The following is a 23,091-nucleotide window of genomic DNA, read 5'->3' as shown; positions in this document are numbered from 1 at the left end:
CAAATAGAGGTCATTGTAAGCAATATCAATGACCAATGAAATAACGATAACATCAAAAATGCTATGATTGTTCTATGATTCGCTTTAAATGTTCGGAAATCTCTTTTTGGGTTTTTAGTGTCCTAATCTGACTAAGTAAGTCTGATGCTGGCGCATAGTATTGCCGAAAATAAGCAAGCCACTGTTTAATGCGAGCTGAGTGATATAACGGTTTTACATCCTCTATCGTCGTGGTTGCGTAACGCATTAATATATTTAATACGTTTTTCCAGCTTAAAGGCGCTTCATTAAAACGTAGCATATTCGCTAAATTTGGTATAGTTAATATTCCACGACCTAGCATAATATCGCTTGTTTGGCTTTGTCTTACACAATCTTGCGCATGTTGTTTAGAAAAAATCTCGCCATTAGCTATGATCGGAATATTGACCCGTTGCTTTATATTTCCAATTGTTTGCCAATCAATTTTATCGGCTTTATAACCATCCGCTTTTGTTCGACCATGGATAACCAACTCATTTGCGCCAGCAAGTGCAATGGCGTCAGCAATTTCATAACAATAAGATTTATCTGCCCAACCTAAACGAATCTTAACGGATAATATTTCGGATGTTCCCATTGCCTGTCTGACTTGCTTAACAATATTGAAGATTTGATCTGGATATTGCAATAGATATGCGCCACCATGACTACCAACAACGGTTTTAGCTGGACAACCAAAATTAATATCTACCCCATACGAGCCTAATTCAATTGCTTTAACGGCATTTTCTGCCATCCATTCGGGTGATTGTCCAAGAATCTGCACACGAACTGGAGTACCGGATGCCGTTTTGCCGCCATGATGCAGCTCGGGACAAAGTCGATAAAAAGTTCGATTGGATAATTTATGATGAGTAATGCGCACAAACTCGGTCACACAGTAATCCAATGCGTTTATTTCAGTCAAAATTTGCCGGACATGATAATCAAGTACCCCTTCCATTGGCGCTAAAATAATACGATCGATGTTCATTGTGTTACCTATATTTTATGACTGTTTCCACAAACCTGACAATCTGGCTGTTTCGACAAAGATACGTGATTAAAATGCATACTTTTTGCATCAATCATCAGTACACGACCAACCAAAGGTTGACCATAATCAGTCAAAACTTTAATTGCCTCTAATGCCTGCATGGAACCAAACATGCCAACTAAAGGCGCCATTACCCCCGCTTCAACACAAGTCAGTTGATCTTGCCCAAACAATCGACTTAAACAGTGATAACAAGGCTCATTTGCTTGATAAGTAAAAGTCGTTAATATGCCTTCCATTCGAATTGCAGCACCTGACACTAACGGTTTTTTTACTTGGAAACAGCAGCGGTTTATCTGTTCTCTCGAAGATAAATTATCGGTACAATCAATGACAAGATTATGTTGTTTTATAAGAGAAGTTAACGAAACATCATCAAGTTTCTGATTAATAGTATCGATTTTAATGTCAGCATTCATTTTAATTAATGTTTGTTTCGCCACATCTACTTTCAGCTGGTTAATTTCTTGATTAGTATATAAAATTTGTCGATTCAAATTGGATTCTGATACGGTATCAAAATCAACTAGCGTCAATTTTCCTATACCTGCACGACTCAAATAAAGCGAAGCTGCGCACCCTAAACCGCCTAGCCCGATGATCAATACCGCACTATTTTTTAACATTTGCTGTTTATCGATATCAAAGCCTAGTAAGGAAATTTGCCTGTCATAACGAAGTAATTCTTGATCGGTTAGTGCTAGCATAGGGAATCATCATCGTGATTAATCATAAAGAATCTATTATAGCAGAAACTTGGCACAGCATTGTGCCAAGTCATAAACATTATTTATCAAAACTCGCTAAGAAGCTTAAATACTCGTCTTTGGTCATCAGTGGTTTATAGTTTGATAATAATGTTTGAGCTGGTTTTGCGTCATCATACAGCAAATCGATAATGGTACATGCCATCATTTGAGCAGGACGAATATAAGCCATCTCTTCATCGAATACCGTATAATCTTTCCCATGTAACACACCTCTAACGGATCCTATCCACGGATGACTAACAGGCATGATATGCGATAAATCGCCCGTATCTGTGCTACCGGTCATATGCGGTGCAACCGACACATTTTCCTCGCCAATTAACGCTTCAGCATTTGCTTTCAAAAATGCATTTAAGGTTGGATTATTTTGCAATGGGAGATAACCCGGTAAATCTTTAATTTCACAAGTTGCCCCTACAGCCATTGCCCCAGCATTTAATGCCTGATTAATTCGTTCATTAGCATCAATCATTGCCGGAACATTACCCGCTCGAACATAGCTTTCCATTCTGACATCACTTGGTACAACATTTACCAAATCACCGCCTTGGGTAATGATTGGATGAAAACGAATATAATCTTTTTCCTGAAACGTTTCACGTATAGCATGAACGCCCATCATCCCCATCATTGCTGCATTTAACGCATTAACACCAGCATGAGGAGCCGCCGCCGCATGTGCAGCTTCACCTTTGTACTTGATTAATTTACCGATAAATCCATTACTTGTGGTTGAAATCTCAATAAATCCGTCTTGGCGATCGTTTGGTACGCTGGTTAAATGAATTTGAAGTGCCATATCCACATCATCAAATTCACCCCGTGAAATAAGTTCGGGTTTACCGCCAATATACTTAATTTTACCTTCTTCAATCAGACGATTACGATAAGTAATTTCAACGTATTCTTCGGCAGGTACTGCAAAAGGAACGACATCACCGGCTAAAAATTGCATCGCTCCAGAATCGATTAATCCCATGGTGACGGCCATCATATTCGCTATTTGAGCATTATGACCACAGCAGTGGGCAGCGCCAGAGGTTTCATCGGCTGCAGGATGGTCAGCACAGATAATGGCATCAAGCTCACCAATAATTGCGACACTGCATTGGCTCCCTTTTCCACCTTTTAAGCGCCCTTTCACCCCTGTTAACGCCAATTTATTTTTATAGGGTACACCAAGATTTTCAAAAGCTTCTTCAACTTTTTTTGCGGTTTTGTGTTCTTTATAGCCCAGTTCAGGTTCAGCCCAAATTGCCTCAGCAATCGCTTTTATATCCGCTTTACGATTAGCAATAGCACTGCAAACTTGTCTTTTTAGTTCTTCTTTTGTCATACATTAAATCCTACCTAATATTAAATCACACCTTCCCACTTTAAGGTAATTTGGGCAATGATGGCGGCAAAAAGGAAAGTACCTGAAAACACCGCTAATGAAACGGGAATGATTCGCCAAGAGATACTTTTGAATAAAGCAAGATCTTTACCAATGGCTAATCCCGCGTAAGCAAGCACTGGCGTACAAACAGCAAGTAAAGAGACATTGTCAGTTATCGCAACAACTTGCTCATGAAATGGAAATATTGGTGAAGAAGCCACAGCCGCCACGACTGACACCCACAAAATAACAGGAAGTTTATTGAATACTGGCACTTTGCTTATAAAAAAACCAATAACCGATATTGCAACAAGCACAGCTAAAGCTTGTAATGACAGCATAAAATCAACATGATAACCGACTGTATTGCCAGCAGCCATGATAATTGCGACTAAAATCAATAAAAAAACCGTTTCGAAAATCTTCATGACAGTGAACTCCTTTTACTACTTTGGAAACGAGCAAAAACATTATAGAGAAAAGAAGCAAACGGTAGTGAGAATAATGTATAAATATAAATACCAACTATACTAGACATTAAATTAGCCGTTGTTGCATAAGCTTTGATGTCACTCGCCATATTAGGATAAAGGTCACTTATCGGCGCAAGTGATGCCGCCATCATACTACCACTACCAACCCCTGCCCCCATGGCTAATGCATAAGGATGAAGAACGTCTAATTTTGCCATTATACTAGCAAGAATACTCATCCAAATCGCCCCATAGAGCGTACCACAAACATACATTGCCATGACACCACGACCTTCGGGCGAATCCAGTCCATATTTATCAGCTACAATGGCAATATTGGGTTCACGTGCAACAGAATAGGTTGCTCCGACCGCTTCACGCTTCATTCCTAACATCATTGCCAACGGTAAACCGAGTAAAATGGTCCCTGCAAAATGCCCTAATTCTTGGAAAATCAATGCCAACTTAGCATCATGCAAAATCATATCAATTTTAGGCCCCACCGCAACGCCTAATTTGGCAATCAGTAACATTAACGTCACAATCATCACCGAACTCGCATGAAGCATATTTTTATGTTTTAAGATTTTTAATTTAGGAAGACTGATAAGACCACCAATAATCATGGCAAATAGCATAGGATACAACATGATAATCCAGATAGACTGCCTACCAACAAACTCACATACTAAAACAACTATCAGCGCAAGCAAATGCACTCTATAGTCTTTTAAAATTTCCATCCTTTCACGCCTCTTTACATAAATTTCCGGTCAATAAAACTATCCATGACAACTATTATCATAATAATTATTATTTTGCACAGCTAATATACATAACCCAGATTACTTGCGTCAACACGCATCTACCATTAAATACACATAACCAACCAATATATTTCAATGACGCAAAAATAATTAAAGAATAAATCTCAACAAATGCCTTTATAAGGACACTATTTGATTTATAATACCTCATATTTTTTTATAAGTTTGGTATTTAAACAGGATATTTTATGCGTTCAATTTATTGTGGTCATTTAACAGCATCTCATATTAATCAAGAAGTCACATTATGCGGTTGGGTCAATAAGCGTCGAGATTTTGGCGGTATGATATTTATTGATATGCGTGATCGCGAAGGGATTGTCCAAGTATTTTTTGATCCTGAATATCAACAAGCTTATCAACTTGCCAGTGAACTTCGTAATGAATTTTGCATTCAAATTAAAGGTAAAGTGAGAGCGAGACCAGAAGGACAAGCGAATAAAGATATGGCTACAGGTGAAGTTGAAATCTTAGCCACTGAGCTGACAATTTTCAATCGCAGTGATGTGCTGCCACTTGATTTTAACCAAAACAACAGTGAAGAACAGCGTTTAAAATATCGCTATATTGATTTACGTCGTCCTGAAATGACAAACATCTTTAAAACCCGCGCTAAAATTACTGCATTTGTACGTAACTTTATGAATGAGCATGGTTTTCTTGATATTGAAACCCCTATGTTAACCAAAGCTACGCCTGAAGGTGCACGTGATTACCTTGTACCCAGTCGAATTCATAACGGTGAGTTTTATGCACTGCCACAATCACCACAATTATTTAAACAACTATTAATGATGTCTGGTTTTGACCGCTATTATCAAATTGTTAAGTGTTTCCGTGATGAAGATCTACGTGCAGATCGCCAACCAGAATTTACTCAAATTGATGTTGAAACTTCGTTTATGACCGCGGAGCAAGTTCGTGAAGTTATGGAGCAAATGATCCGTGAACTTTGGTTACATGTTAAAAATGTGGATTTAGGTCAATTCCCTATCATGACGTTTGCCGAAGCGATGCGCCGTTATGGTAGCGATAAACCTGATTTACGAAATCCGTTAGAAATAATAGATGTTGCCGATTTAGTAAAAGATGTCAATTTTAACGTATTCTCTACTCCAGCAAATGATCCAAAAGGTCGAGTTGCACTACTTTGCGTACCAAACGGAGCCCAGTTAACCCGTAAACAGTTAGATGATTACACACAATTTATTTCGGTCTATGGCGCTAAAGGTATGGCATGGATTAAAGTCAATGACCGCAATAAAGGTCTTGAAGGGGTACAAAGTCCGGTTGCTAAATTCTTTAATGAAACGCAAATGGAAGCACTATTGAATCGTGCTAATGCCAAAGATGGAGATATTTTATTATTTGGAGCAGATAGTTATAAAGTTGTCAGCGATGCGTTAGGTGCTCTACGATTAAAAGTAGGTAAAGATTTAAATCTGACTGATGAAAATAAGTGGGCGGTGCTTTGGGTAGTGGATTTCCCAATGTTTGAAGAAACGGATGAAGGACTTAGTGCGATGCACCATCCATTTACATCACCAAAAGACATGACTCCGGAACAGCTTAAACAAAATCCTGAAAGCGCGATAGCTAACGCTTATGATATGGTTATTAATGGTTATGAAGTAGGTGGAGGGTCAGTACGTATTCACCGTAGCGAAATGCAACAAGCTGTCTTTTCTATTTTAGGCATTAACGAGCACGATCAACGCGAAAAATTTGGCTTTTTACTTGATGCGCTAAAATATGGTACTCCACCACATGCAGGACTCGCATTTGGTTTGGATAGATTAAGTATGTTATTAACAGGTACCGATAATATCCGAGATGTTATCGCATTTCCAAAAACAACAGCGGCAACCTGTTTAATGACGGATGCTCCAAGCCCAGCAAATCCTAATGCATTAGCAGAGCTTGGCATTGAAGTTAGCAAAAAATAGTGATGTTTTAATGCAAAAATTCAAAAAACCTGAATCTGTATTAGTTGTTATTTACTGTCAAAAAACTTTGCGTTGTCTCATGCTACAACGCAAGGATGATCCCAATTTTTGGCAATCAGTAACAGGTAGCATGGAAGATAACGAATTGCCAATAGAAACAGCCATTCGTGAGGTTTATGAAGAAACAGGTATTGATATTCTGGGTAAAAATCTTAATTTAATCGATACAAACCATACGATTGAATTCAAGATTTTTCCGCAGTTTAGGCACCGATATGCGCCAGAAGTTGAAATAAATAAAGAACATTGGTTTTATTTACCACTTGAAGATGAAATAACTCCAACACTAACTGAACATTTAGCTTATCAATGGTTACCAATAGATGACGCAGCTAAAATTACTGCATCACCAAACAATCAAGAAGCCATCAATAAAATTGGTTGTTGAGGTAAAGTGTAAGGAGTTAAAATGAAGTTAAATCAGTATGTAGCTATATTGTTCAGCTTATTGCTTTTTATACCCAACAGTCAGGCAGAAATAAACTTAAAACAGTGCAAAATTTATAAAATGAACTATATCATCTTTGATGAAAGTGATTCTCAAATTGTTGAAAATATTATTGATCATCAATTATATAATCAACCTGATATACGAGAAAACACTGTCATAAAAATTTTCACTAATGATAATAGTGAGGATAGAAATTATTGGCTTGCTTCTTTTCAATTAAAAGATCAAAATTCTCTATATCTTTTTTATCAAGTTGATGAAAATAAATTTACCAATATAAATCAACAACAATTTGAAACATTATTACCTAAAATTGTTGGATGTAACGCTAATCAAGAAATCCCTATCTATAGTGAAAATTTTTACACTGATTAGTTGATAACAAAATAACTTTAACATTTAGGATGTTAAACTCGCTTTAATCTTTTAAAAAAGCAGTTTAATAGGGAGTAATTATTTTATGAATTTTACCGATTTTCGTGATTTTTTAACTTATCTTGAAGAACAAGGTGAGTTAAAACGAATTACCTATCCTGTTAATCCTTATTTGGAAATGACCGAAATTGCAGATCGCGTGTTGCGTTCCCAAGGCCCTGCCTTATTATTCGAAAACCCTGTAGGTTATGATATGCCGGTGCTCTGTAACTTATTTGGAACAGCGAAGCGTGTTGCAATTGGAATGGGCCAAGAAGACACATCGCAACTTCGTAAAATCGGTGAGTTATTAGCTTTTTTGCGTGAACCAGAACCACCAAAAGGTATTAAACAATTTTTTAATGTATTACCCAAATATAAACAGATACTAAATATGCCAGTAAAACGGCGATCTTCTGCACCTTGCCAAGAACTAATTTTTAAAAATGAAGAGGTTGATTTAACTCGTTTACCTATCATGCACTGTTGGCCTGATGATGTTGCACCACTTCTTTCCTGGGGACTAACCATAACGAAAGGTCCTTATAAAGAAAGACAAAATGTCGGTGTTTATCGCTTACAATTATTAGGTAAGAATAAGTTGATTATGCGCTGGCTATCTCATCGTGGTGGGGCGCTTGATTTTGCAGAATGGCAACAAACACACCCTAATGAAAAATTCCCAGTTAGTGTTGCAATTGGTGCTGATCCAGCAACCATTTTAAGTGCTGTTACACCAGTACCCGATACACTACCAGAATATGCCTTTGCCGGTCTACTACGCAATAGTCGCACTGAAGTGGTAAAATCGCTATCCAATGAATTAGACGTACCGGCATCGGCTGAAATTATTTTAGAAGGCTATATCGATCCGAATGAATTGGCGCCAGAAGGTCCTTATGGCGACCATACTGGTTATTATAATGAGGTCGAAAAATTTGCTGTTTTCACGGTGACGCATTTAACTCGCCGAAAAGATGCGATTTATCATTCTACCTATACGGGTCGTCCACCTGATGAACCGGCCGTAATGGGACTCGCTTTAAATGAAGTCTTTATCCCTATTTTACAAAAACAATTTCCTGAAATTGTCGATTTTTATTTACCGCCAGAAGGATGTTCTTATCGGATTGCGATAGTCACCATAAAAAAACAGTATCCTGGTCATGCTAAACGAGTCATGATGGGCGTTTGGTCTTACTTACGCCAATTTATGTATACCAAATTTGTTATTGTGTGTGATGATGATATCAATGCCCGTGACTGGAAAGATGTTATGTGGGCTATTTCAACGCGTATGGATCCTCATCGTGATACTACATTTATTGATAATACGCCGATTGATTATTTAGATTTTGCTTCGCCTGTTTCAGGGCTTGGCTCAAAAATGGGATTAGATGCGACCAATAAATGGCAAGGTGAAACTCAGCGAGAATGGGGAAAAATCATCAAAAAAGACACAAAAATCGTAGCTTATATTGATGAAATATGGGATAAACTTGGCTTGTAGTTCATCTGAGTGATAAGTTATTCAAAATAACTAATCTCGTAAATTCAAAACGAAATAATAAGTATTGATGTTTTTTATCAAGAACGGCTAATGAAAATAATTAGCAATTTCGACTAAAACAGTGTTTAAATTGAAGGATATCAACTTATTGAAATTTAATTAATTTAATACTATATACGGCTCAAAAGTTACAAAAAACTATAACAGATTTAATTATCATCTATAAATTTATTAGTATATAATTAGTATTAATGTGTTTTTTCAATTTTTTAGAAATAAGGGGTTATAGATGGACAAGGAAAAAACTGCCGCACCATCATTTCAAGATGTATTAGAATATATTCGTTTATCACGTCGTTTAAATAAATTAAAACGTGAAATCTCAGACAATGAGAAAAAAATTCGAGATAATCAAAAACGAGTATTATTACTTGAAAATTTAAGTGATTATATAAAACCAGATATGACTTATGATGAACTTCAAGCGATTATTGCTAATATGAAAAGTGATTATGATGATCGCGTTGACGATTATATTATCAAAAATGCAGAAATTTCAAAAGAACGCCGTGAAATCAGCAACAAAATGCGTAGCTACCGTTCTCACTGATACTCAAATTATTTACTCCCATTGGTTAGTGGGAGTAAATACTATTACAATAACTTAACCACCTGCTAGCTTAACTTTAAAGCCTTTATCTTCTAGCAATGATTTGAGTAAATCGCGTTTATCACCTTGAATTTCAATACAGCCTTCTTTAACTGCACCACCACAACCACAGCGTTTTTTAAGTTCTGCTGCTAATTTTTGCAGTTGGGCATCGTCAAAATCAAATCCTGAAATCACACACACACCTTTGCCTTTCCGTCCTGATGTTTGGCGTTGGATTCGAATAATCCCATCCCCTTTTGGTCGAGATTCTTTTACTTCAACCGATTTAATTCGACCTTGATCGGTTGAATAAACAAGTGGGTTATCAGACATCATTAAATTAACTCTTACTTAAATCAAGGGTTGATAAAATATCTTGTAATGCTGAAGAAGGATCTTCTGCTTGCGTGATTGGACGACCAATAACGAGATAATCGGAACCAGCCGCTTGCGCACGTTGTGGTGTCATAATTCGACGCTGATCATCTGGATTAGAACCGGCGGGTCTTATACCAGGCGTCACTAGCTTGAAATCACTTCCTAAGCGAGTTCTAAAACTTTGCACTTCTTTAGCTGAACAAACTACACCATCAAGCCCACAATTTTTGGCTAACAAAGCTAATTTAGTGGCTTGTTCCAAAGGCGATACATGAATTCCAATTTCTTGAAGATCCACCGCCTCCATACTGGTTAAAACAGTTACCGCAATTAAAAGAGGCGCATCTTTACCATATGGATAGAGTGCATCTTTAGCCGCTTCCATCATCCGAGCGCCACCACTAGCATGAACATTGGTCATCCAAACACCTAAATCAGCCGCTGCGTTAATAGCTTTAGCTACAGTATTTGGAATATCATGAAATTTAAGATCCAAAAAAACATCGAAGCCTTTATTCATAATCTGTTTAATAAAATCGGGGCCGGCATGCGTAAAAAGTTCTTTGCCAATTTTCAAACGACAATCGTTTGGCTCAACACGATCAATAAAATTCCATGCTGATTTAACATCAGCAAAATCAACAGCAACGATAATAGGTGAAGACATAACAGATTTATTCCTTTTATTAATAACTAATCGCTATTTTTTTTAACAAACTCATTTAAATCATTATAAAAGATTTTGGCACTTTCTTTATAGCCTTGCAAGGTTTGATGTACTAAATCTTGTCGAGCAAGCCCCTGCTTTTGCCAACTTATCACTGACTTTTTTCCACCCATTGCTGCTTGCCAATCCCAAAATAGCGTCTTTTCTGATTTTGCAACTTGTTGTTGAATATGCTTAACTAAGTTATAGGATTTAGGTATTTCATTTTCATTGATCATCGTATCTGGTGGTGAGATCAATAAAATTGAAACTTTAGGCAATAACTTCCTAATTTTACGAATATTATTTACTAAATTAGTACGATATTCATTAGCATCAAGTGTTTCATCAAAACTTTCATTCGTACCATATTCTAAAATCACCAAATCAACCTGAGAGGAAGACAACTCTTTATACCAATTTGGGCTCCATTTTTGCCATATTGTCTGCTTCGCCCCATTAGAGCCAATTGCCGAAACAGTCACTCCAGATTTTTTTTCACGTGTTAACCAAACCCCTCCGATTTCTGTATTTTCTTTTCCATTTATCACAATTGGAAGGTGGGATTTAAATGATGTAGTTTGCCAGACATCTTTTTTTGATACTGCACTATAATTAATTTTTCTTTTATTAGCATCAAGAATATTAAAAGGATTAGTCATATCTTCTAATATTTTAAAACTTATTTTCATTTGCCAAATTTGATTATCTTGTATTTTTGGCGTAATTTGAATTGTCGCGGTATCCTTTATTGGTTTAGCAATAAATCCACCCATAGGGAAATCAATATTACTTAATACTCGGCTACTTAATACTTCCCAATGTTTGCTATTCCAATTCACCCCTATATGATTTTGCCCTTTGATTGCAATAGGTGTAATCCAACCAATACCTGCATCACCATATTTTTTTTGCATTAACGTTCTAAATTCACCCGTAAAAAAATCCGCCGCTGTATGAGAATCACCAAACTGAATAATATTAATAACTTTATTAGATTTTTTATTTTTTAATAATGATTTTAATTGAGTGGCAAATTGTTTAGCATTTGGATCACCAAAATCAATCACACCAGATGAAGAACTTGGTTTACTTTCAGCTACGCTACAAGCAACTGAGAAACTCACCATAAATATCGAAATAATATATTTAAAAAATCTAATCAATTTGAGTATCCTCTAATTCTTCGATTGTGATTTGTTTCATAATAGCTTCGGCTAAGATTTTTTGACCAGTTGGAGTGAAATGAATACCATCATCAACTCTTACTTTAACTTTTTGTTTCTCAGTCTCAATAAAACTTTTAAATTCATCATAATCGCAACCTAATAATTCATTAGTTTCGAGAAAATGTTGCTGAGCTTTTTCCACTTCTGATTTATATAATTGAGTTAAATAAATCATTCCATCATTTAATTTTGGTTTACGCATGCAAGGAGGAGCTAGCCAGAGAACGTGAACATGGTTTTGTTTAGCAATTTCCAAAATAGATACGATTCGTAAACGATATTGCTCTTCCCACAATTCAGATTTAAATTTTGCGTATTTAGCATATCCCTTTACCGCAAAATCCCAAGGATCATTAGGTCCTAAAAACATCACTAACAATTTAATAGATGGATTTGCAACTAAGCTATCATTGATAGTTTTAGGCCAGTTGAAGGCTTTTGGATAAGCCAGTCCAGTGCTCTGTTTACTTAAATTAATACTTTCTATCTTATATTGTTTAAATAACATTTTTTTAACATATGGTGCAACCCCTTGCATTAAAGAATCCCCAGCAAAAAGCACCCTATCTTTCTGATTTAAGGTTATCAGTGATAACTCATCATTTTCTGAAGTCTTATACACATGCTTTTCAACCGGTTTTTTGGATGCTTTTATGGCAATCTTAGTTGTTTTATTATCTTTTAGGTTGTTATTAGCAAGTATATCATTTGTTATTTTAACCAACTGACTTAATATATCTTGAGAAGACATATTGTGAACAATACTTTTATTATTATTTAAATTCGAAATCTTATCACTCTGATTTACAGGTTTCCGCTCATGTTTTTTTTGAATTGGATTCGTGATGACATTAGGTTCTATTAAATCGTTATCACTAATTATCAAAGCGTTACCTTTTTCATCGACATCGGAATCATCATTATTCATATCTTTAACATTCTGAATAATTGAATTTTTTTCTAAAAGTTTTATTAAATAGTAAAAATCATCATGATACGTCTGCTGACAATAGACTAATATGGACTTATGAAAAATGGTTATTAAACATAAAGCTATAAAAAATAACATCATAACGATATACCAGGTAGGTAGCGTTTTTTCAACTGTAACTGAGATATCTTTATTTGTTTTCATACACTTCTTCAACTTACTTTTTAACCCTATGTTTATATTTTATTAATCTTAACAACGATTATTAAAAATTGGCATAAATAAAATTTGGCATACCTGATGGTGCAAAATAGATAGCTAACCATAATATAAAAATAAATATAAACGGTAAAAATAACTTATTTAATCTTATAAGTAGTGTTGTAAACAACACCGGAAGATGTTTACATTTTGGGTAAATTATATAAATAACGATGATTATTAAAAATGCTTGCCAGTATTGCGACTTTATCGCAAAGTTATGCGTTAATGCTGTTAAATAATCCATGGCATCGGATAAAGTGACACAATAAAAAAATAGCCATGTAAAGCAGACATAATGCCAAGTTATCAATCGGGCAATACAAGAAAAACGTTTTATGAGGTATTCTCGACCTAAGTACCGATCACCCACATTTAACACAACGATACCTATACCGTGGCAAGCTCCCCAAATAACAAAATTAAGACCGGAACCATGCCATAAACCAGATAGTAACATTGCTAATAGCACATTAATTTGCGTACGTATAAATCCCTTGCGATTTCCGCCAAGAGGAATATAAATATAATCACGAATCCAACTTGATAAACTGATATGCCAACGTTCCCAAAATTGCCTTAAATTTAATGATAAATAAGGAAAATTGAAATTTATAGGAAGACGAAAACCTAATAATAACGAAATACCGGTGACTAAGTCAGTATAACCTGAAAAATTTAGATAGATCTGAATTGCATACGCATAAAGCCCAACAAATAAATCCAGACTATTAAATTCGAAGGGATTAGCAAATATTGGTTTAACCCAGTTTTCATTTATTAATTCCCCCAAACAGTAAACCTTAATGATTGAAACAACAATCAACATCAATGCACGATAAGGCTCAATAATTTGACGGGGTTGATTAACTGTAATTTGAGGCAAAAAATCTTTTGCTCGATTGATAGGTCCAGCAATAATACTAGGAAAGAATGATAAAAAAAGCGCAAAATCCCAAAAATTGGCAACGGCGATTTCTCGTTTCCTTATTGAAACTAAATAACTTACTGAATGAAAAGTATAAAAAGAAATACCAATAGGAATCAATACTGAGACTAATGGTATAAGTATGGGAATATTTAAATAATTAAGTAAAGTTTGTAGCTCATGTCTAAAGAAATCAAAATATTTGAATACAGCTAAATTAGCTATTGCAACAATTATTGCTATAATCAACCAAGTTTTGGCATGCTTTAATGATGAAATAAGTATCGAAAATAAGTAAATTATGCAGGTATAAACAAAAAGAATTGTAGCAAACTGCCAACTATAACTGAAAACAATTAAATAACTTGAAATTAACAATAACCAATTTTGAATTTTAGGAAACGCATTTAATCCCCAATATAATGCCAAAAAAGAGATAAAAAAAAGCCCAAATTCAATAGATAAGTAACTCACTACAATCCTTTATACTAAACTTATACTTAAATAAAACTCTGTTAAAAAAATAACACTATTACTGACAAATTAACTCTGATTGAGCTAATACATTATAAACAATCAATTCTTTGTTCAAACCAGTTATTGATATTAATTGGCGTCTGGCGTGCAACCAAAGTTCATAGAGCGAAAAAATCTTTTCATTGCTAAATGTAGCCAATAATCTTATCAAAGGTACTTGATCTCGATTAATAATATATCGTCCTGTTTTTTGTTTAGCTTTTAATGCATCGCTTAATAGCGCACAAAACCAAATAACACGGTCTAAAAAATTTTCATGCTCAAACGTAGCTGCTAGTGACCAATAATCATTTTTAGGAATCACATTGAGTAAGTTTTCACAAAAAATTTTACGCTGCTGCCATCTTTCTGGTTCTATTAAAAACTTTGCAGCTAGTGGTGCATTTTCGCTCAATAATAGCGCAGAAGCAAGTTCATTATCACTATACACCTTATCGTGTTGTTTTTTTAACCAATCTACTGATTGTTCAAGTTTTGGAATCGGCAAAAAATAAGAAAAACAACGACTTTGAATAGTAGGTAATAAATGACTATTATGATCATCACTTAAAATAAAATAGGTATTTGCAGGTGGTTCTTCTAATGTTTTAAGTAATGCATTAGCCGCTGCTTCTGTCATTAATGCTGCATATTTTATCCAAATGACTTTATTGCCACCTTGCTGTGATTTTTCGTAAACTTTCGCTGTCATATTTCGTATCTGGTCGATACCAATCGACTGCTTACCCTGCTCAGGCGTTATTTGATAATAATCAGGGTGGTGATGAGATACAAATAGCTGACAACTATGACATTGCAAACAAGGCATTAAATTCTGTGATGCTTGGCACAATAAACGATTAGCCAATCTTTTAATTAATTTATCCTCTCCACTACCCTGAACATAATTAATTAACAACGCGTGATGAGCACGATTTTGTAATATACTCGTTGCTAATTGCTGATAAGGCATTGTAAGCCAAGGATAGTCATCCCAAATCATGTGTTATTAACCTGTCTTGTTAACCATTTAGTTAAAATTTCTTCAATTTGCTGGGTTACCGCATCAATTGATTGAGCAGCATCAATAGTAATGATAGTAGCATCTTGATTAGCGAGCTCTAAGTAACGTTGACGTATACGTTTAAAAAATGCTAATGATTGTTGTTCAATCCGATCTAATTCTCCACGTGATTTAGCTCGCATTAAGCCAATTTCTGGATCAATATCCAAATATAATGTTAAATCGGGTTTAAAATCCCCTAAAACTTGTTTCTTTAAAGTTTCAATAAAGTGCCTATCAAGCTGGCGCCCTCCGCCTTGGTACGCTTGTGTTGATAAATCGTGGCGATCACCAATAACCCAATTACCTTTGTTTAGTGCAGGTTTAATCACGTTTTCAATAAGTTGAATACGAGCAGCATATAACATCAATAATTCGGCTTTATCGGTTAGTGGTTCATTTTGTAAACCATTTTTAATAATATCACGTAACGCTTCAGCAATCGGTGTACCACCCGGTTCACGAGTAAATTGCAGATCGCAAATATGATGTTGATTCAAAACACGCGCAACAGTATTTATGGCAGTCGTTTTACCGGCGCCTTCCAAACCTTCGATGACAATAAATTTGCCTGCCATACTTATTTCCTAAACTAATTAAGCTGATGAAAGAGTAAACATTGCGCTATTGTACGCTATTTTTACCAATTATTTTAGTTCGTATCGTAAATACCTTGTTAATACTTATCAAATATGAGTACTTTTTGATATATCGACAAAGTAGAACATCCTGTTTACTTATTAGCAATTCGTTTATAACATCGAAATAAATCAAAATAGTTTGATGTTGTCCATTAATAGGAAAATCATTGAGTATATGAACTTTGTATTTATTGCCTTCTAGAAAAGAGATATCGATTGATATTTTTCACTCACTTATCATTTGTTTAATAAACAATTCATAGTAGTATTAATGAGTATTTAAAACTGTGTTGCGAAAGAAAATTAATCTGGAATGCCAAAGAATGAAAAAAATACTCCTACTATTAGTCACATTTATGTCAATAGTAACATTAACCAGTTGTAACAAAACACCTTTAGAAAAGGTTTTAAAAGATGTAAAAAACAATCATCCTAAAACCATAACCTTATCTGATTATACTAATTTTAAATGGGATGAAGTTTGGTTAATCAGTGGCAGTATTGGTGGAAGGTATATCATATTAATGCGAGAAAAAAATATTGATGTCAAAAAAATAAAAATACCTAAATTGAAATATGGAATTGCTCAAGAATTCTCAAATACAGTTGTATATGTATATAATAACAAAGTAGTTTATTACGAATTTCCTCCAGATGCCAGGGATTATGTGGGTTTAGCTTCAGAAGGAGCATTAGCTCTTTTAGATTTTAAACTAGAAAGAGGGCAGATTATAGTTGTTTCCAGTAATAATTCTGTATGTGAAGTAAAAGATGGAGATTTAGTTCCCATTAAGCCGATTAAAATCTATGAAAACATGGATGAAAAATTGAAATAAACCGATAATGAATTATCAGACAAAGTGTTAGATTATTATCATGAACATGGCTTATGGGAGGCTAGAAAAACAGAAGAAGGAAAATATCTAGCAGTACAAACTAAATTGCCTAATAAACAATACGATGAACTCAAACAAGCAGTCAACCTAATGAATCGCTATGGCTATTATTTAGAAAATGCTTGGGATGAAAAATTGAAAAAACTAGGTGTTAGTGAAGAAAATATAGCATGGTTTAAAAGCATTCCTAAAGCAAAAGAGCATTAAATAATGAAAAAAATCATACTATTGTTACTTGTGTGTTTATTTCTAACCAATTGTAACAAAACACCTTTAGAAAAGGTTTTAAAAGATGTAAAAAACAATCATCCTAAAACCATAACCTTATCTGATTATACTAATTTTAAATGGGATGAAGCATGGTTAATCTATGGAAATGTTGGCGTAAGTTATTTAAACTTCATGAGAGATCAAAATATTAATGTGGAAAGAATAGATGATACCATCAAAATGTGGAAGGAATTTTCAAATACTATAGTGTACATATATAATAAAAAAGTTGTTTATTACGAATTCCCTCCGGATAATAGGAGCGGCGAGATTTTTGGTTTTGCCGAGCCATTTTCACTTTTAGATTTTAATTTAGAAAGAGGACAAATTATAGTTCTTTCAAGTAATAATTCTGAGTGTGAAGTAAAAGGCAAAACATTAATCCCCATTAAGCCAATTAAGATCTATGAAAATATGGATAAAAAACTGAAATAAACTGCCAACAAATTGTTTTAAACAATTTAGGGGTTAAACAAGAAGACATAGTCTGGTTTATGGCCATACCTAAAGCAAAAAAATATTAAGAAATTAGAAATGAATAAAATAATAATACTATTAGTGATAACATTCATATCAATAGTAACATTAACCAGTTGCAATAGTAAAAGACCTTTAGAAAAAGCATTAAAAGATATAGAAGAAAATCACCCTCAAACCATAACACTCTCTGATTATACTAATTTTAAATGGGATGAAGTTTGGTTAATCAGTGGCAGTATTAGTGGACTTTATATTACATTAATGCGGGAACAAAATATTGATGTCAAAAAAGTAGAATTTTCTGATGAGAATCCTGACTTTGGAATAGCTCAACATCTTTCTAATACAGTTGTATACGTATATAATAAAAAAGTTGTCTATTACGAATTTCCTCCGGATAACAGGGATAGGGAGTTTTCTCTTTTAGGTTTTGTAGAACCATATGCACTTTTAGATTTTAACTTAGAAAGAGGACAGATAATAGTTGTCTCCAGTAATAATTCTGAGTTTGAAGTAAAAGGCAAAACATTACTCCCCATTAAGCCAATTAAGATCTATGAAAAGATGGATGAAAAATTGAAATGATCCCTAATGCATTAACGATTCTAGATATTCTGATAATTTCAAATTCCATAAATTTTACAAATTGAGTTTTTATGATATAGATAGTGGTTTATCCCTGTGTATACAGGGAACTCGGTTTAATTTTTGTAGTGAGCGAATTCGTGGGCGGTTTATCCCTGTGTATACAGGGAACTCATTAACTAAAAGCGGACAAGATTTAGGGACGGCGGTTTATCCCTGTGTATACAGGGAACTCTTTTAAATCGCTCCTGAGCGCATCTTGCCGTGCGGTTTATCCCTGTGTATACAGGGAACTCTGCCATCGTCCCCGTAGAGTCGAATTCGAGAGCGGTTTATCCCTGTGTATACAGGGAACTCCCCTGTGTCCATGAAAATAAATTTGTAGTTTTCGGTTTATCCCTGTGTATACAGGGAACTCTAAAAAGGGCGAAGGGCAAGCTGTTGCGGATGCGGTTTATCCCTGTGTATACAGGGAACTCATTCCCGAGGGGGCTGTCTTCAGAATTTTTGACGGTTTATCCCTGTGTATACAGGGAACTCTATAATACGATTACCCGCAACGGTCTTCGTCCCGGTTTATCCCTGTGTATACAGGGAACTCTGAAATTTTTAGTTAATTTCATTAATCGCCTCCGGTTTATCCCTGTGTATACAGGGAACTCCAATTAGAGTGCTAAAAATTGATTTAATGTTGCGGTTTATCCCTGTGTATACAGGGAACTCATGACACAAATGATGAGGGGTAATTTTTCAGGCGGTTTATCCCTGTGTATACAGGGAACTCTTTATCGGGTTGTATAGTTGTGAATACTACAACGGTTTATCCCTGTGTATACAGGGAACTCTCTAAACGTAGCTATTTGTTTTATTTAAACTTATAGCGACCATAAAATTCTACCAGATTTTTTAAATTTTTAAAGAACGTTAACTTATTGATTTTCAATAGGTAAAAAAGAGACCAACCTGAGTCCATCGAGTTCTACCGGCACTCTTCTGTTGGTACCATAAGTTTGGAAGTCAAATCCAGATTCAGTATTGGTTGCCCAAGCAAGTACAACATTACCTTCTTCAGCAAGCTCGATGATTTGTTGCCAAATCATCTCCCTTACCGGTCTGGAAATATCGCCTATGTAAACACCGGCTCTGATTTCTAATAACCAAATAGCTAAGCGTCCTCTTAATCTAGGTGGTACATTTTCAGTCACCACAACACACATACTCATGATTAATGGCTCCTAAAACCACTATCGGCAAGTGATGGAGGTTCTGGTATTGCAGGCGGGGGGACATCATCAGGAGGCGGTGGCGGTTCAATACCACCAGCGGATAATACCTCTTCAATCAGTGGAATTAATGTCGCCAATGTTTTTTGACTTCTAAAAATCTCACGACAAGCAATGCGCACTTCACGATCAGGGTCAGCTCTGTTTTTAGCAGCAATTTCAAACGCTTTGGGTACCACTGTATCAAATTTTATAATATCGGCAATATCATAAACAAACGAGAGCGGTTTTCCGCTATGCACAAAACCGATAGCTGGTGCATAACCAGCTGCCAAAACCGCTGCTTCGGTAATACCATAAAGACAAGAAGTAGCAGCACTGATACATTGATTGACCGTATCGCCTTTTTGCCAATCTTTGGGATCATATTTACGTCCATGCCACTTAACACGATACTTTTTGGCTAGTAATGCATAAGTTGCACGTACACGAGCGCCTTCAACACCTCGTAATTGTTCAATAGAACGTCGGCTAGGAGCCGGCTCACCAAATCGCAGTTCAAACATTTTTTTGACAACTTTTAGACGAAGTTCATCATCCAATGCTAATTTTGCTTGATAAAGTAATTTGTCCGAACGGGCACCCCCAGGTTGACCTGACGAATACATTCTGACGCCAGCCTCACCTACCCAGACTAACAGTGTCCCCACAGTTGCGGCTAATCTAACCGCAGCATGTGATACGCGGGTACCTGGCTCAAGCATAATACAAGCAATAGAACCAACGGGAATGTGGGTTCTAACGCCTGTTTTATCTATTAAGACAAAAGCACCATCTAAAACATCAATTTGTCCATATTGTAGGAAGATCATTGATGTTCTGTTTTTTAAAGGAATAGGATTCAGTGGAACATACACCATATCAAATATCCTATTGACAGTGTTTGATTAAAAATAGTCCACAGCCAAATCCTTTGCTTTTACCAATACCTTGATAAAGTGTAGCTAAAAATAGATTAGGATCAGTAACAGTCAACACCCCCTCAAAATCAACACTACTATAACGAATTGGTTTAAGTTCTGACTTTTTATTAAGCAGATGTTGATTGTAACTGATAACATTACAGCAGACTGCTGAATGATCATTTTGTTGTAATGAAAATCCACGTTTTTCACTTTGCTTAATCAACCAATCTATGGCCGCTTGATATTGCTGAGATTTTATCTCATTAGATGATAATCCCTGTTGTTTAGCCTGATACTTAGCGTTCATCATCACATCACAACGTTTTCCTTGTTTCATAACAACAGGATTGGCACGTAATAAAAAACTTAACTTCATCCCTGTTGTCAATTGTGGGGCATAAGGTTTTGTATCGACTTTAAATAATTCATGATTGGCAAGCGGTGCAACTTCAGATAAGAGATAAAACTGAGGTTTTTTAGCCTTAAGATCTTCATGAAATAAAAAAGAACGTTTATTTTCATCAGGAAACAGTTGCCATAACCATTGATGCATAGCATATTCACCAGCAGATAACCTTTTTTGTTGCATCACATAAGGAAGCCGCTCAAGTTTTAGCTCGACTTTCGAAAAATACATCTATTCGCTCCTTTTTAAGTGTCCTGAATATTGCTGACGATTGATAAATTGCCAACGCTTCCGATTAATGGGCTGATCTTGTCGAAGTTGTATTTTCATTACGTCAAAATGCGCTTCTTGATCAGGATGATCCCAATAATATTCGTTAGCATCACTATCAACTAAATACTTTAGGACAGGATCTAATTGGTGGTATTGATGATAATGTTCATTAGCGAAGACAAAAGCATCACTAAGCAGCCCTTCATAAATTACGGGGGCTAACGGCAATGACAATGGGGAATTCTTTCTACCTACATAAAGGTGAAATACAGGGGTTAATAATGCCTGCTTTATCTGTTCTACAGAATAAGGGGCACCTTTTGTTTCGGTAATAACAATTTGATAATAGACATCGTTGTAATATTCACGCTTGGTAAGTAAAGTTTCAAGATCTTGGGGGTTACGACGTATTTCATCAAAACGCGTATAAAATACCTCTTTTTTATTCGCTTTTGGCATCTGGACAGTATGAAAATCACTAAACCAACGACTCTTATCAACAAAAGGGCGAACTGCAACATGATAATGCTGATTGAAAGCATCAATACACTCATCATCACGCCGAATACCTAATGCTGCCGCCAAAAAACCTAATACAGCCGAGCGGGAAGGAATAATATTGCTGTGACGAACTTCGCCAACAGCCGGTTCTCCCCACGATGTGAGCGGTGCATAAATCTGAAAAATAAGATGTTTTATCATCTTGACCGCTCCTTATTTTTGCGCAACAAACGTTAATGCAGCTGCAAGTGTCCCTTCTCCACTTTCAATATTGAGTTTGTAGCGATCATCCGCACATTGACCATAAACTTGATCAAACTTATCTAACTGTTGCTCTAATCTTGTAATAGCATCATTCACCATATCTTGGCTGTGGATGGGATTGAAATAAGCAACAGCAAGTGAACGTGGTTGCTGAGTACCTTTTTCAATCAATAAATAAGAGGTATAAGCACGTGATGCAAAGCTATTTTGCATACCAGTTGGCGCCACTTTGGCAGCAGATTCGGTTAATGCTTTTAGTGTTTTTTCAACCAATGCTTCATCACCATTTAAGTTATCAAGAAGTAAATCACGACTAATACAGATATAAGTATAAAACAGCGCCGAGGCAAATCCACGATCACCTAGGTGGGCAGAGCCAGCATCTTGTTGTTTATTGTTTAAATCATCAACAGCAGTAAAAAAATCACTTTCGACCGCAACAGCACTAACACTCAAAGCATGGGAAACTTGACATGCAGCTTCAACATTAAATGCAGGACTATCCGCTAACATTCGACCAAACAGGGCTATGTCAACACTGCTATTTTGTTTGCGTAAAAGTTTAACTTCGTCATCTGTTGGAACCCTTTTTTCGCTAATCAATTGTTTAACTAACGAGGCAATTGCTTGTTGTTCATCGTTACTGATATGGACTAACTGTTCAATTTCGATATTAGTCAATGGATCTTTTGGTTTTTTTTCATTTTTAAGTTTACCAAATTGTCCTGCAATTTTAATGGCACTTTCTTTGGCTATTTTTTCAGAAATTCCGTGTTTATCCATCGGATCATATACCCAATCTTTTGCAAACTGACGCGAACGCACACCAATATGATCACTTAAAGATTGATAAAAACAATCTGAGGTACGCCATGCTCTTTTTAAACTTTGAGAAGAAATCCGTAGACGATTACTATTACCCATTACAGCGGTTTTAGGTCGTCCAAAGCTATCACGATTTAAATTAGAAGGGGCATAAGCCGTTAGTAAATGTAATTGAATAAATGTACTCATAT

26 protein-coding genes and 1 CRISPR repeat array are annotated in these 23,091 nt (G+C 35.5%); of the genes, 9 read left to right on the top strand and 17 right to left on the bottom strand.

Annotated elements, in window-relative coordinates:
- Window positions 1-61: 61 nt before the first annotated feature.
- From dusC to GYM75_RS01885, 5 genes are all read right to left on the bottom strand, one after another.
- Entirely contained in the window at window positions 62-1,015 is a 954-nt protein-coding gene (gene dusC, locus GYM75_RS01905) for a tRNA dihydrouridine(16) synthase DusC (protein ID WP_220216496.1), read from the bottom strand.
- Between the two features lie 8 nt (window positions 1,016-1,023).
- On the bottom strand, window positions 1,024-1,785 hold the full coding sequence (locus tag GYM75_RS01900) for a molybdopterin-synthase adenylyltransferase MoeB (protein ID WP_220216495.1): 762 nt from the start codon (window positions 1,783-1,785) through the stop codon (window positions 1,024-1,026).
- Window positions 1,786-1,864: 79 nt separating this feature from the next.
- A complete protein-coding gene (locus GYM75_RS01895; protein ID WP_220216494.1) occupies window positions 1,865-3,184 on the bottom strand; it encodes an amidohydrolase in 1,320 nt (439 codons plus the stop codon).
- A gap of 20 nt (window positions 3,185-3,204) precedes the next feature.
- The gene (locus GYM75_RS01890) at window positions 3,205-3,654 is read right to left on the bottom strand and encodes a hypothetical protein (protein WP_220216493.1); all 450 of its coding nucleotides are present in this window, start codon (window positions 3,652-3,654) and stop codon (window positions 3,205-3,207) included.
- A complete protein-coding gene (locus GYM75_RS01885; protein WP_220216492.1) occupies window positions 3,651-4,442 on the bottom strand; it encodes a DUF3100 domain-containing protein in 792 nt (263 codons plus the stop codon). Before GYM75_RS01885 ends, GYM75_RS01890 begins: the two co-directional genes overlap by 4 nt.
- Window positions 4,443-4,714: 272 nt before the next feature.
- Between GYM75_RS01885 and aspS the strand changes: the two genes are divergently transcribed.
- The 5 genes from aspS (at window position 4,715) to tmaR (ending at window position 9,517) form a co-directional block, all read left to right on the top strand.
- Window positions 4,715-6,472: an aspartate--tRNA ligase gene (gene aspS / locus GYM75_RS01880; protein ID WP_220216491.1), complete on the top strand. Its 1,758-nt coding sequence runs from the start codon at window positions 4,715-4,717 to the stop codon at window positions 6,470-6,472.
- Between the two features lie 10 nt (window positions 6,473-6,482).
- A complete protein-coding gene (nudB, locus tag GYM75_RS01875) occupies window positions 6,483-6,920 on the top strand; it encodes a dihydroneopterin triphosphate diphosphatase (protein WP_220216490.1) in 438 nt (145 codons plus the stop codon).
- A gap of 21 nt (window positions 6,921-6,941) precedes the next feature.
- Entirely contained in the window at window positions 6,942-7,358 is a 417-nt protein-coding gene (locus tag GYM75_RS01870; RefSeq protein WP_220216489.1) for a hypothetical protein, read from the top strand.
- Window positions 7,359-7,443: 85 nt separating this feature from the next.
- A complete protein-coding gene (ubiD, locus tag GYM75_RS01865; protein ID WP_220216488.1) occupies window positions 7,444-8,907 on the top strand; it encodes a 4-hydroxy-3-polyprenylbenzoate decarboxylase in 1,464 nt (487 codons plus the stop codon).
- A 289-nt stretch (window positions 8,908-9,196) separates the two neighbouring features.
- Entirely contained in the window at window positions 9,197-9,517 is a 321-nt protein-coding gene (gene tmaR / locus GYM75_RS01860; protein ID WP_220216487.1) for a PTS system regulator TmaR, read from the top strand.
- 54 nt (window positions 9,518-9,571) lie between these two features.
- On the opposite strand, the gene yciH is transcribed toward tmaR, so the two are convergent.
- The 7 genes from yciH to tmk all read right to left on the bottom strand — a co-directional run bounded on the left by yciH (window position 9,572) and on the right by tmk (window position 16,149).
- Entirely contained in the window at window positions 9,572-9,895 is a 324-nt protein-coding gene (yciH, locus tag GYM75_RS01855; protein WP_220216486.1) for a stress response translation initiation inhibitor YciH, read from the bottom strand.
- A gap of 4 nt (window positions 9,896-9,899) precedes the next feature.
- Window positions 9,900-10,604, bottom strand: a complete 705-nt coding sequence (gene pyrF / locus GYM75_RS01850) for an orotidine-5'-phosphate decarboxylase (RefSeq protein ID WP_220216485.1) — start codon at window positions 10,602-10,604, stop codon at window positions 9,900-9,902.
- A 26-nt stretch (window positions 10,605-10,630) separates the two neighbouring features.
- Entirely contained in the window at window positions 10,631-11,809 is a 1,179-nt protein-coding gene (locus tag GYM75_RS01845; RefSeq protein ID WP_220216484.1) for a hypothetical protein, read from the bottom strand.
- Complete coding sequence (locus GYM75_RS01840; RefSeq protein ID WP_220216483.1) at window positions 11,802-13,007, bottom strand: SGNH family hydrolase; 1,206 nt, start codon at window positions 13,005-13,007, stop codon at window positions 11,802-11,804. The genes GYM75_RS01845 and GYM75_RS01840 overlap by 8 nt, the downstream gene beginning before the upstream one ends.
- A gap of 61 nt (window positions 13,008-13,068) precedes the next feature.
- Window positions 13,069-14,466 carry an MBOAT family protein gene (locus GYM75_RS01835; RefSeq protein ID WP_220216482.1) on the bottom strand — a complete coding sequence of 466 codons (1,398 nt, stop codon included), beginning with the start codon at window positions 14,464-14,466 and terminating at the stop codon, window positions 13,069-13,071.
- Window positions 14,467-14,524: 58 nt separating this feature from the next.
- Window positions 14,525-15,511: a DNA polymerase III subunit delta' gene (holB, locus tag GYM75_RS01830; protein WP_220216481.1), complete on the bottom strand. Its 987-nt coding sequence runs from the start codon at window positions 15,509-15,511 to the stop codon at window positions 14,525-14,527.
- Window positions 15,508-16,149, bottom strand: a complete 642-nt coding sequence (tmk, locus tag GYM75_RS01825; protein WP_220216480.1) for a dTMP kinase — start codon at window positions 16,147-16,149, stop codon at window positions 15,508-15,510. The genes holB and tmk overlap by 4 nt, the downstream gene beginning before the upstream one ends.
- A 419-nt stretch (window positions 16,150-16,568) precedes the next feature.
- On the opposite strand from tmk, the gene GYM75_RS01820 reads away from it, so the two are divergent.
- From GYM75_RS01820 to GYM75_RS01805, 4 genes are all read left to right on the top strand, one after another.
- Window positions 16,569-17,048: a hypothetical protein gene (locus GYM75_RS01820; RefSeq protein WP_220216479.1), complete on the top strand. Its 480-nt coding sequence runs from the start codon at window positions 16,569-16,571 to the stop codon at window positions 17,046-17,048.
- A 24-nt stretch (window positions 17,049-17,072) separates the two neighbouring features.
- Window positions 17,073-17,315: a hypothetical protein gene (locus tag GYM75_RS01815; RefSeq protein WP_220216478.1), complete on the top strand. Its 243-nt coding sequence runs from the start codon at window positions 17,073-17,075 to the stop codon at window positions 17,313-17,315.
- A gap of 3 nt (window positions 17,316-17,318) precedes the next feature.
- Window positions 17,319-17,813 (top strand): hypothetical protein, encoded by a 495-nt coding sequence (locus tag GYM75_RS01810; RefSeq protein WP_220216477.1) that lies wholly within the window; start codon window positions 17,319-17,321, stop codon window positions 17,811-17,813.
- Between the two features lie 99 nt (window positions 17,814-17,912).
- The gene (locus tag GYM75_RS01805; RefSeq protein WP_220216476.1) at window positions 17,913-18,443 is read left to right on the top strand and encodes a hypothetical protein; all 531 of its coding nucleotides are present in this window, start codon (window positions 17,913-17,915) and stop codon (window positions 18,441-18,443) included.
- An 84-nt stretch (window positions 18,444-18,527) separates the two neighbouring features.
- A CRISPR array of direct repeats spans window positions 18,528-19,288; the repeat unit is 28 nt; unit sequence GGTTTATCCCTGTGTATACAGGGAACTC.
- Window positions 19,289-19,372: 84 nt separating this feature from the next.
- On the opposite strand, the gene cas2e is transcribed toward GYM75_RS01805, so the two are convergent.
- Genes cas2e through cas7e form a run of 5 tightly spaced genes read right to left on the bottom strand, consistent with a single transcriptional unit; the run spans window position 19,373 to window position 23,089 of the window.
- The gene (cas2e, locus tag GYM75_RS01800) at window positions 19,373-19,666 is read right to left on the bottom strand and encodes a type I-E CRISPR-associated endoribonuclease Cas2e (protein WP_220216475.1); all 294 of its coding nucleotides are present in this window, start codon (window positions 19,664-19,666) and stop codon (window positions 19,373-19,375) included.
- Window positions 19,667-19,668: 2 nt separating this feature from the next.
- Window positions 19,669-20,586 (bottom strand): type I-E CRISPR-associated endonuclease Cas1e, encoded by a 918-nt coding sequence (gene cas1e / locus GYM75_RS01795; RefSeq protein ID WP_220216474.1) that lies wholly within the window; start codon window positions 20,584-20,586, stop codon window positions 19,669-19,671.
- Window positions 20,587-20,596: 10 nt separating this feature from the next.
- Window positions 20,597-21,268: a type I-E CRISPR-associated protein Cas6/Cse3/CasE gene (gene cas6e, locus GYM75_RS01790; RefSeq protein ID WP_220216473.1), complete on the bottom strand. Its 672-nt coding sequence runs from the start codon at window positions 21,266-21,268 to the stop codon at window positions 20,597-20,599.
- The gene (gene cas5e, locus GYM75_RS01785; protein ID WP_220216472.1) at window positions 21,269-22,012 is read right to left on the bottom strand and encodes a type I-E CRISPR-associated protein Cas5/CasD; all 744 of its coding nucleotides are present in this window, start codon (window positions 22,010-22,012) and stop codon (window positions 21,269-21,271) included.
- A gap of 12 nt (window positions 22,013-22,024) precedes the next feature.
- Complete coding sequence (gene cas7e, locus GYM75_RS01780) at window positions 22,025-23,089, bottom strand: type I-E CRISPR-associated protein Cas7/Cse4/CasC (RefSeq protein WP_220216471.1); 1,065 nt, start codon at window positions 23,087-23,089, stop codon at window positions 22,025-22,027.
- Between the last annotated feature and the right edge of the window lie 2 nt (window positions 23,090-23,091).

This window comes from Gilliamella sp. ESL0441, assembly GCF_019469185.1.
Taxonomy (GTDB): domain Bacteria; phylum Pseudomonadota; class Gammaproteobacteria; order Enterobacterales; family Orbaceae; genus Gilliamella.
The sequence above is the reverse complement of the archived record's forward strand: the minus strand, read 5'-3'. Positions and strand labels throughout refer to the sequence as shown.

What these genes read in the sequence shown, in the direction of transcription:
- yciH (WP_220216486.1), bottom strand. Translation starts at nt 9,895, where the DNA reads ATGATGTCTGATAACCCACTTGTTTATTCAACCGATCAAGGTCGAATT.
- tmaR (WP_220216487.1), top strand. Translation starts at nt 9,197, where the DNA reads ATGGACAAGGAAAAAACTGCCGCACCATCATTTCAAGATGTATTAGAA.
- GYM75_RS01890 (WP_220216493.1), bottom strand. Translation starts at nt 3,654, where the DNA reads ATGAAGATTTTCGAAACGGTTTTTTTATTGATTTTAGTCGCAATTATC.
- GYM75_RS01885 (WP_220216492.1), bottom strand. Translation starts at nt 4,442, where the DNA reads ATGGAAATTTTAAAAGACTATAGAGTGCATTTGCTTGCGCTGATAGTT.
- cas1e (WP_220216474.1), bottom strand. Translation starts at nt 20,586, where the DNA reads ATGGTGTATGTTCCACTGAATCCTATTCCTTTAAAAAACAGAACATCA.
- aspS (WP_220216491.1), top strand. Translation starts at nt 4,715, where the DNA reads ATGCGTTCAATTTATTGTGGTCATTTAACAGCATCTCATATTAATCAA.
- GYM75_RS01810 (WP_220216477.1), top strand. Translation starts at nt 17,319, where the DNA reads ATGAAAAAAATCATACTATTGTTACTTGTGTGTTTATTTCTAACCAAT.
- GYM75_RS01900 (WP_220216495.1), bottom strand. Translation starts at nt 1,785, where the DNA reads ATGCTAGCACTAACCGATCAAGAATTACTTCGTTATGACAGGCAAATT.
- cas6e (WP_220216473.1), bottom strand. Translation starts at nt 21,268, where the DNA reads ATGTATTTTTCGAAAGTCGAGCTAAAACTTGAGCGGCTTCCTTATGTG.
- GYM75_RS01820 (WP_220216479.1), top strand. Translation starts at nt 16,569, where the DNA reads ATGTCAATAGTAACATTAACCAGTTGTAACAAAACACCTTTAGAAAAG.
- GYM75_RS01805 (WP_220216476.1), top strand. Translation starts at nt 17,913, where the DNA reads ATGAATAAAATAATAATACTATTAGTGATAACATTCATATCAATAGTA.
- dusC (WP_220216496.1), bottom strand. Translation starts at nt 1,015, where the DNA reads ATGAACATCGATCGTATTATTTTAGCGCCAATGGAAGGGGTACTTGAT.
- tmk (WP_220216480.1), bottom strand. Translation starts at nt 16,149, where the DNA reads ATGGCAGGCAAATTTATTGTCATCGAAGGTTTGGAAGGCGCCGGTAAA.
- ubiD (WP_220216488.1), top strand. Translation starts at nt 7,444, where the DNA reads ATGAATTTTACCGATTTTCGTGATTTTTTAACTTATCTTGAAGAACAA.
- GYM75_RS01870 (WP_220216489.1), top strand. Translation starts at nt 6,942, where the DNA reads ATGAAGTTAAATCAGTATGTAGCTATATTGTTCAGCTTATTGCTTTTT.
- holB (WP_220216481.1), bottom strand. Translation starts at nt 15,511, where the DNA reads ATGATTTGGGATGACTATCCTTGGCTTACAATGCCTTATCAGCAATTA.
- cas5e (WP_220216472.1), bottom strand. Translation starts at nt 22,012, where the DNA reads ATGATAAAACATCTTATTTTTCAGATTTATGCACCGCTCACATCGTGG.
- nudB (WP_220216490.1), top strand. Translation starts at nt 6,483, where the DNA reads ATGCAAAAATTCAAAAAACCTGAATCTGTATTAGTTGTTATTTACTGT.
- GYM75_RS01840 (WP_220216483.1), bottom strand. Translation starts at nt 13,007, where the DNA reads ATGAAAACAAATAAAGATATCTCAGTTACAGTTGAAAAAACGCTACCT.
- cas2e (WP_220216475.1), bottom strand. Translation starts at nt 19,666, where the DNA reads ATGAGTATGTGTGTTGTGGTGACTGAAAATGTACCACCTAGATTAAGA.
- GYM75_RS01895 (WP_220216494.1), bottom strand. Translation starts at nt 3,184, where the DNA reads ATGACAAAAGAAGAACTAAAAAGACAAGTTTGCAGTGCTATTGCTAAT.
- cas7e (WP_220216471.1), bottom strand. Translation starts at nt 23,089, where the DNA reads ATGAGTACATTTATTCAATTACATTTACTAACGGCTTATGCCCCTTCT.
- pyrF (WP_220216485.1), bottom strand. Translation starts at nt 10,604, where the DNA reads ATGTCTTCACCTATTATCGTTGCTGTTGATTTTGCTGATGTTAAATCA.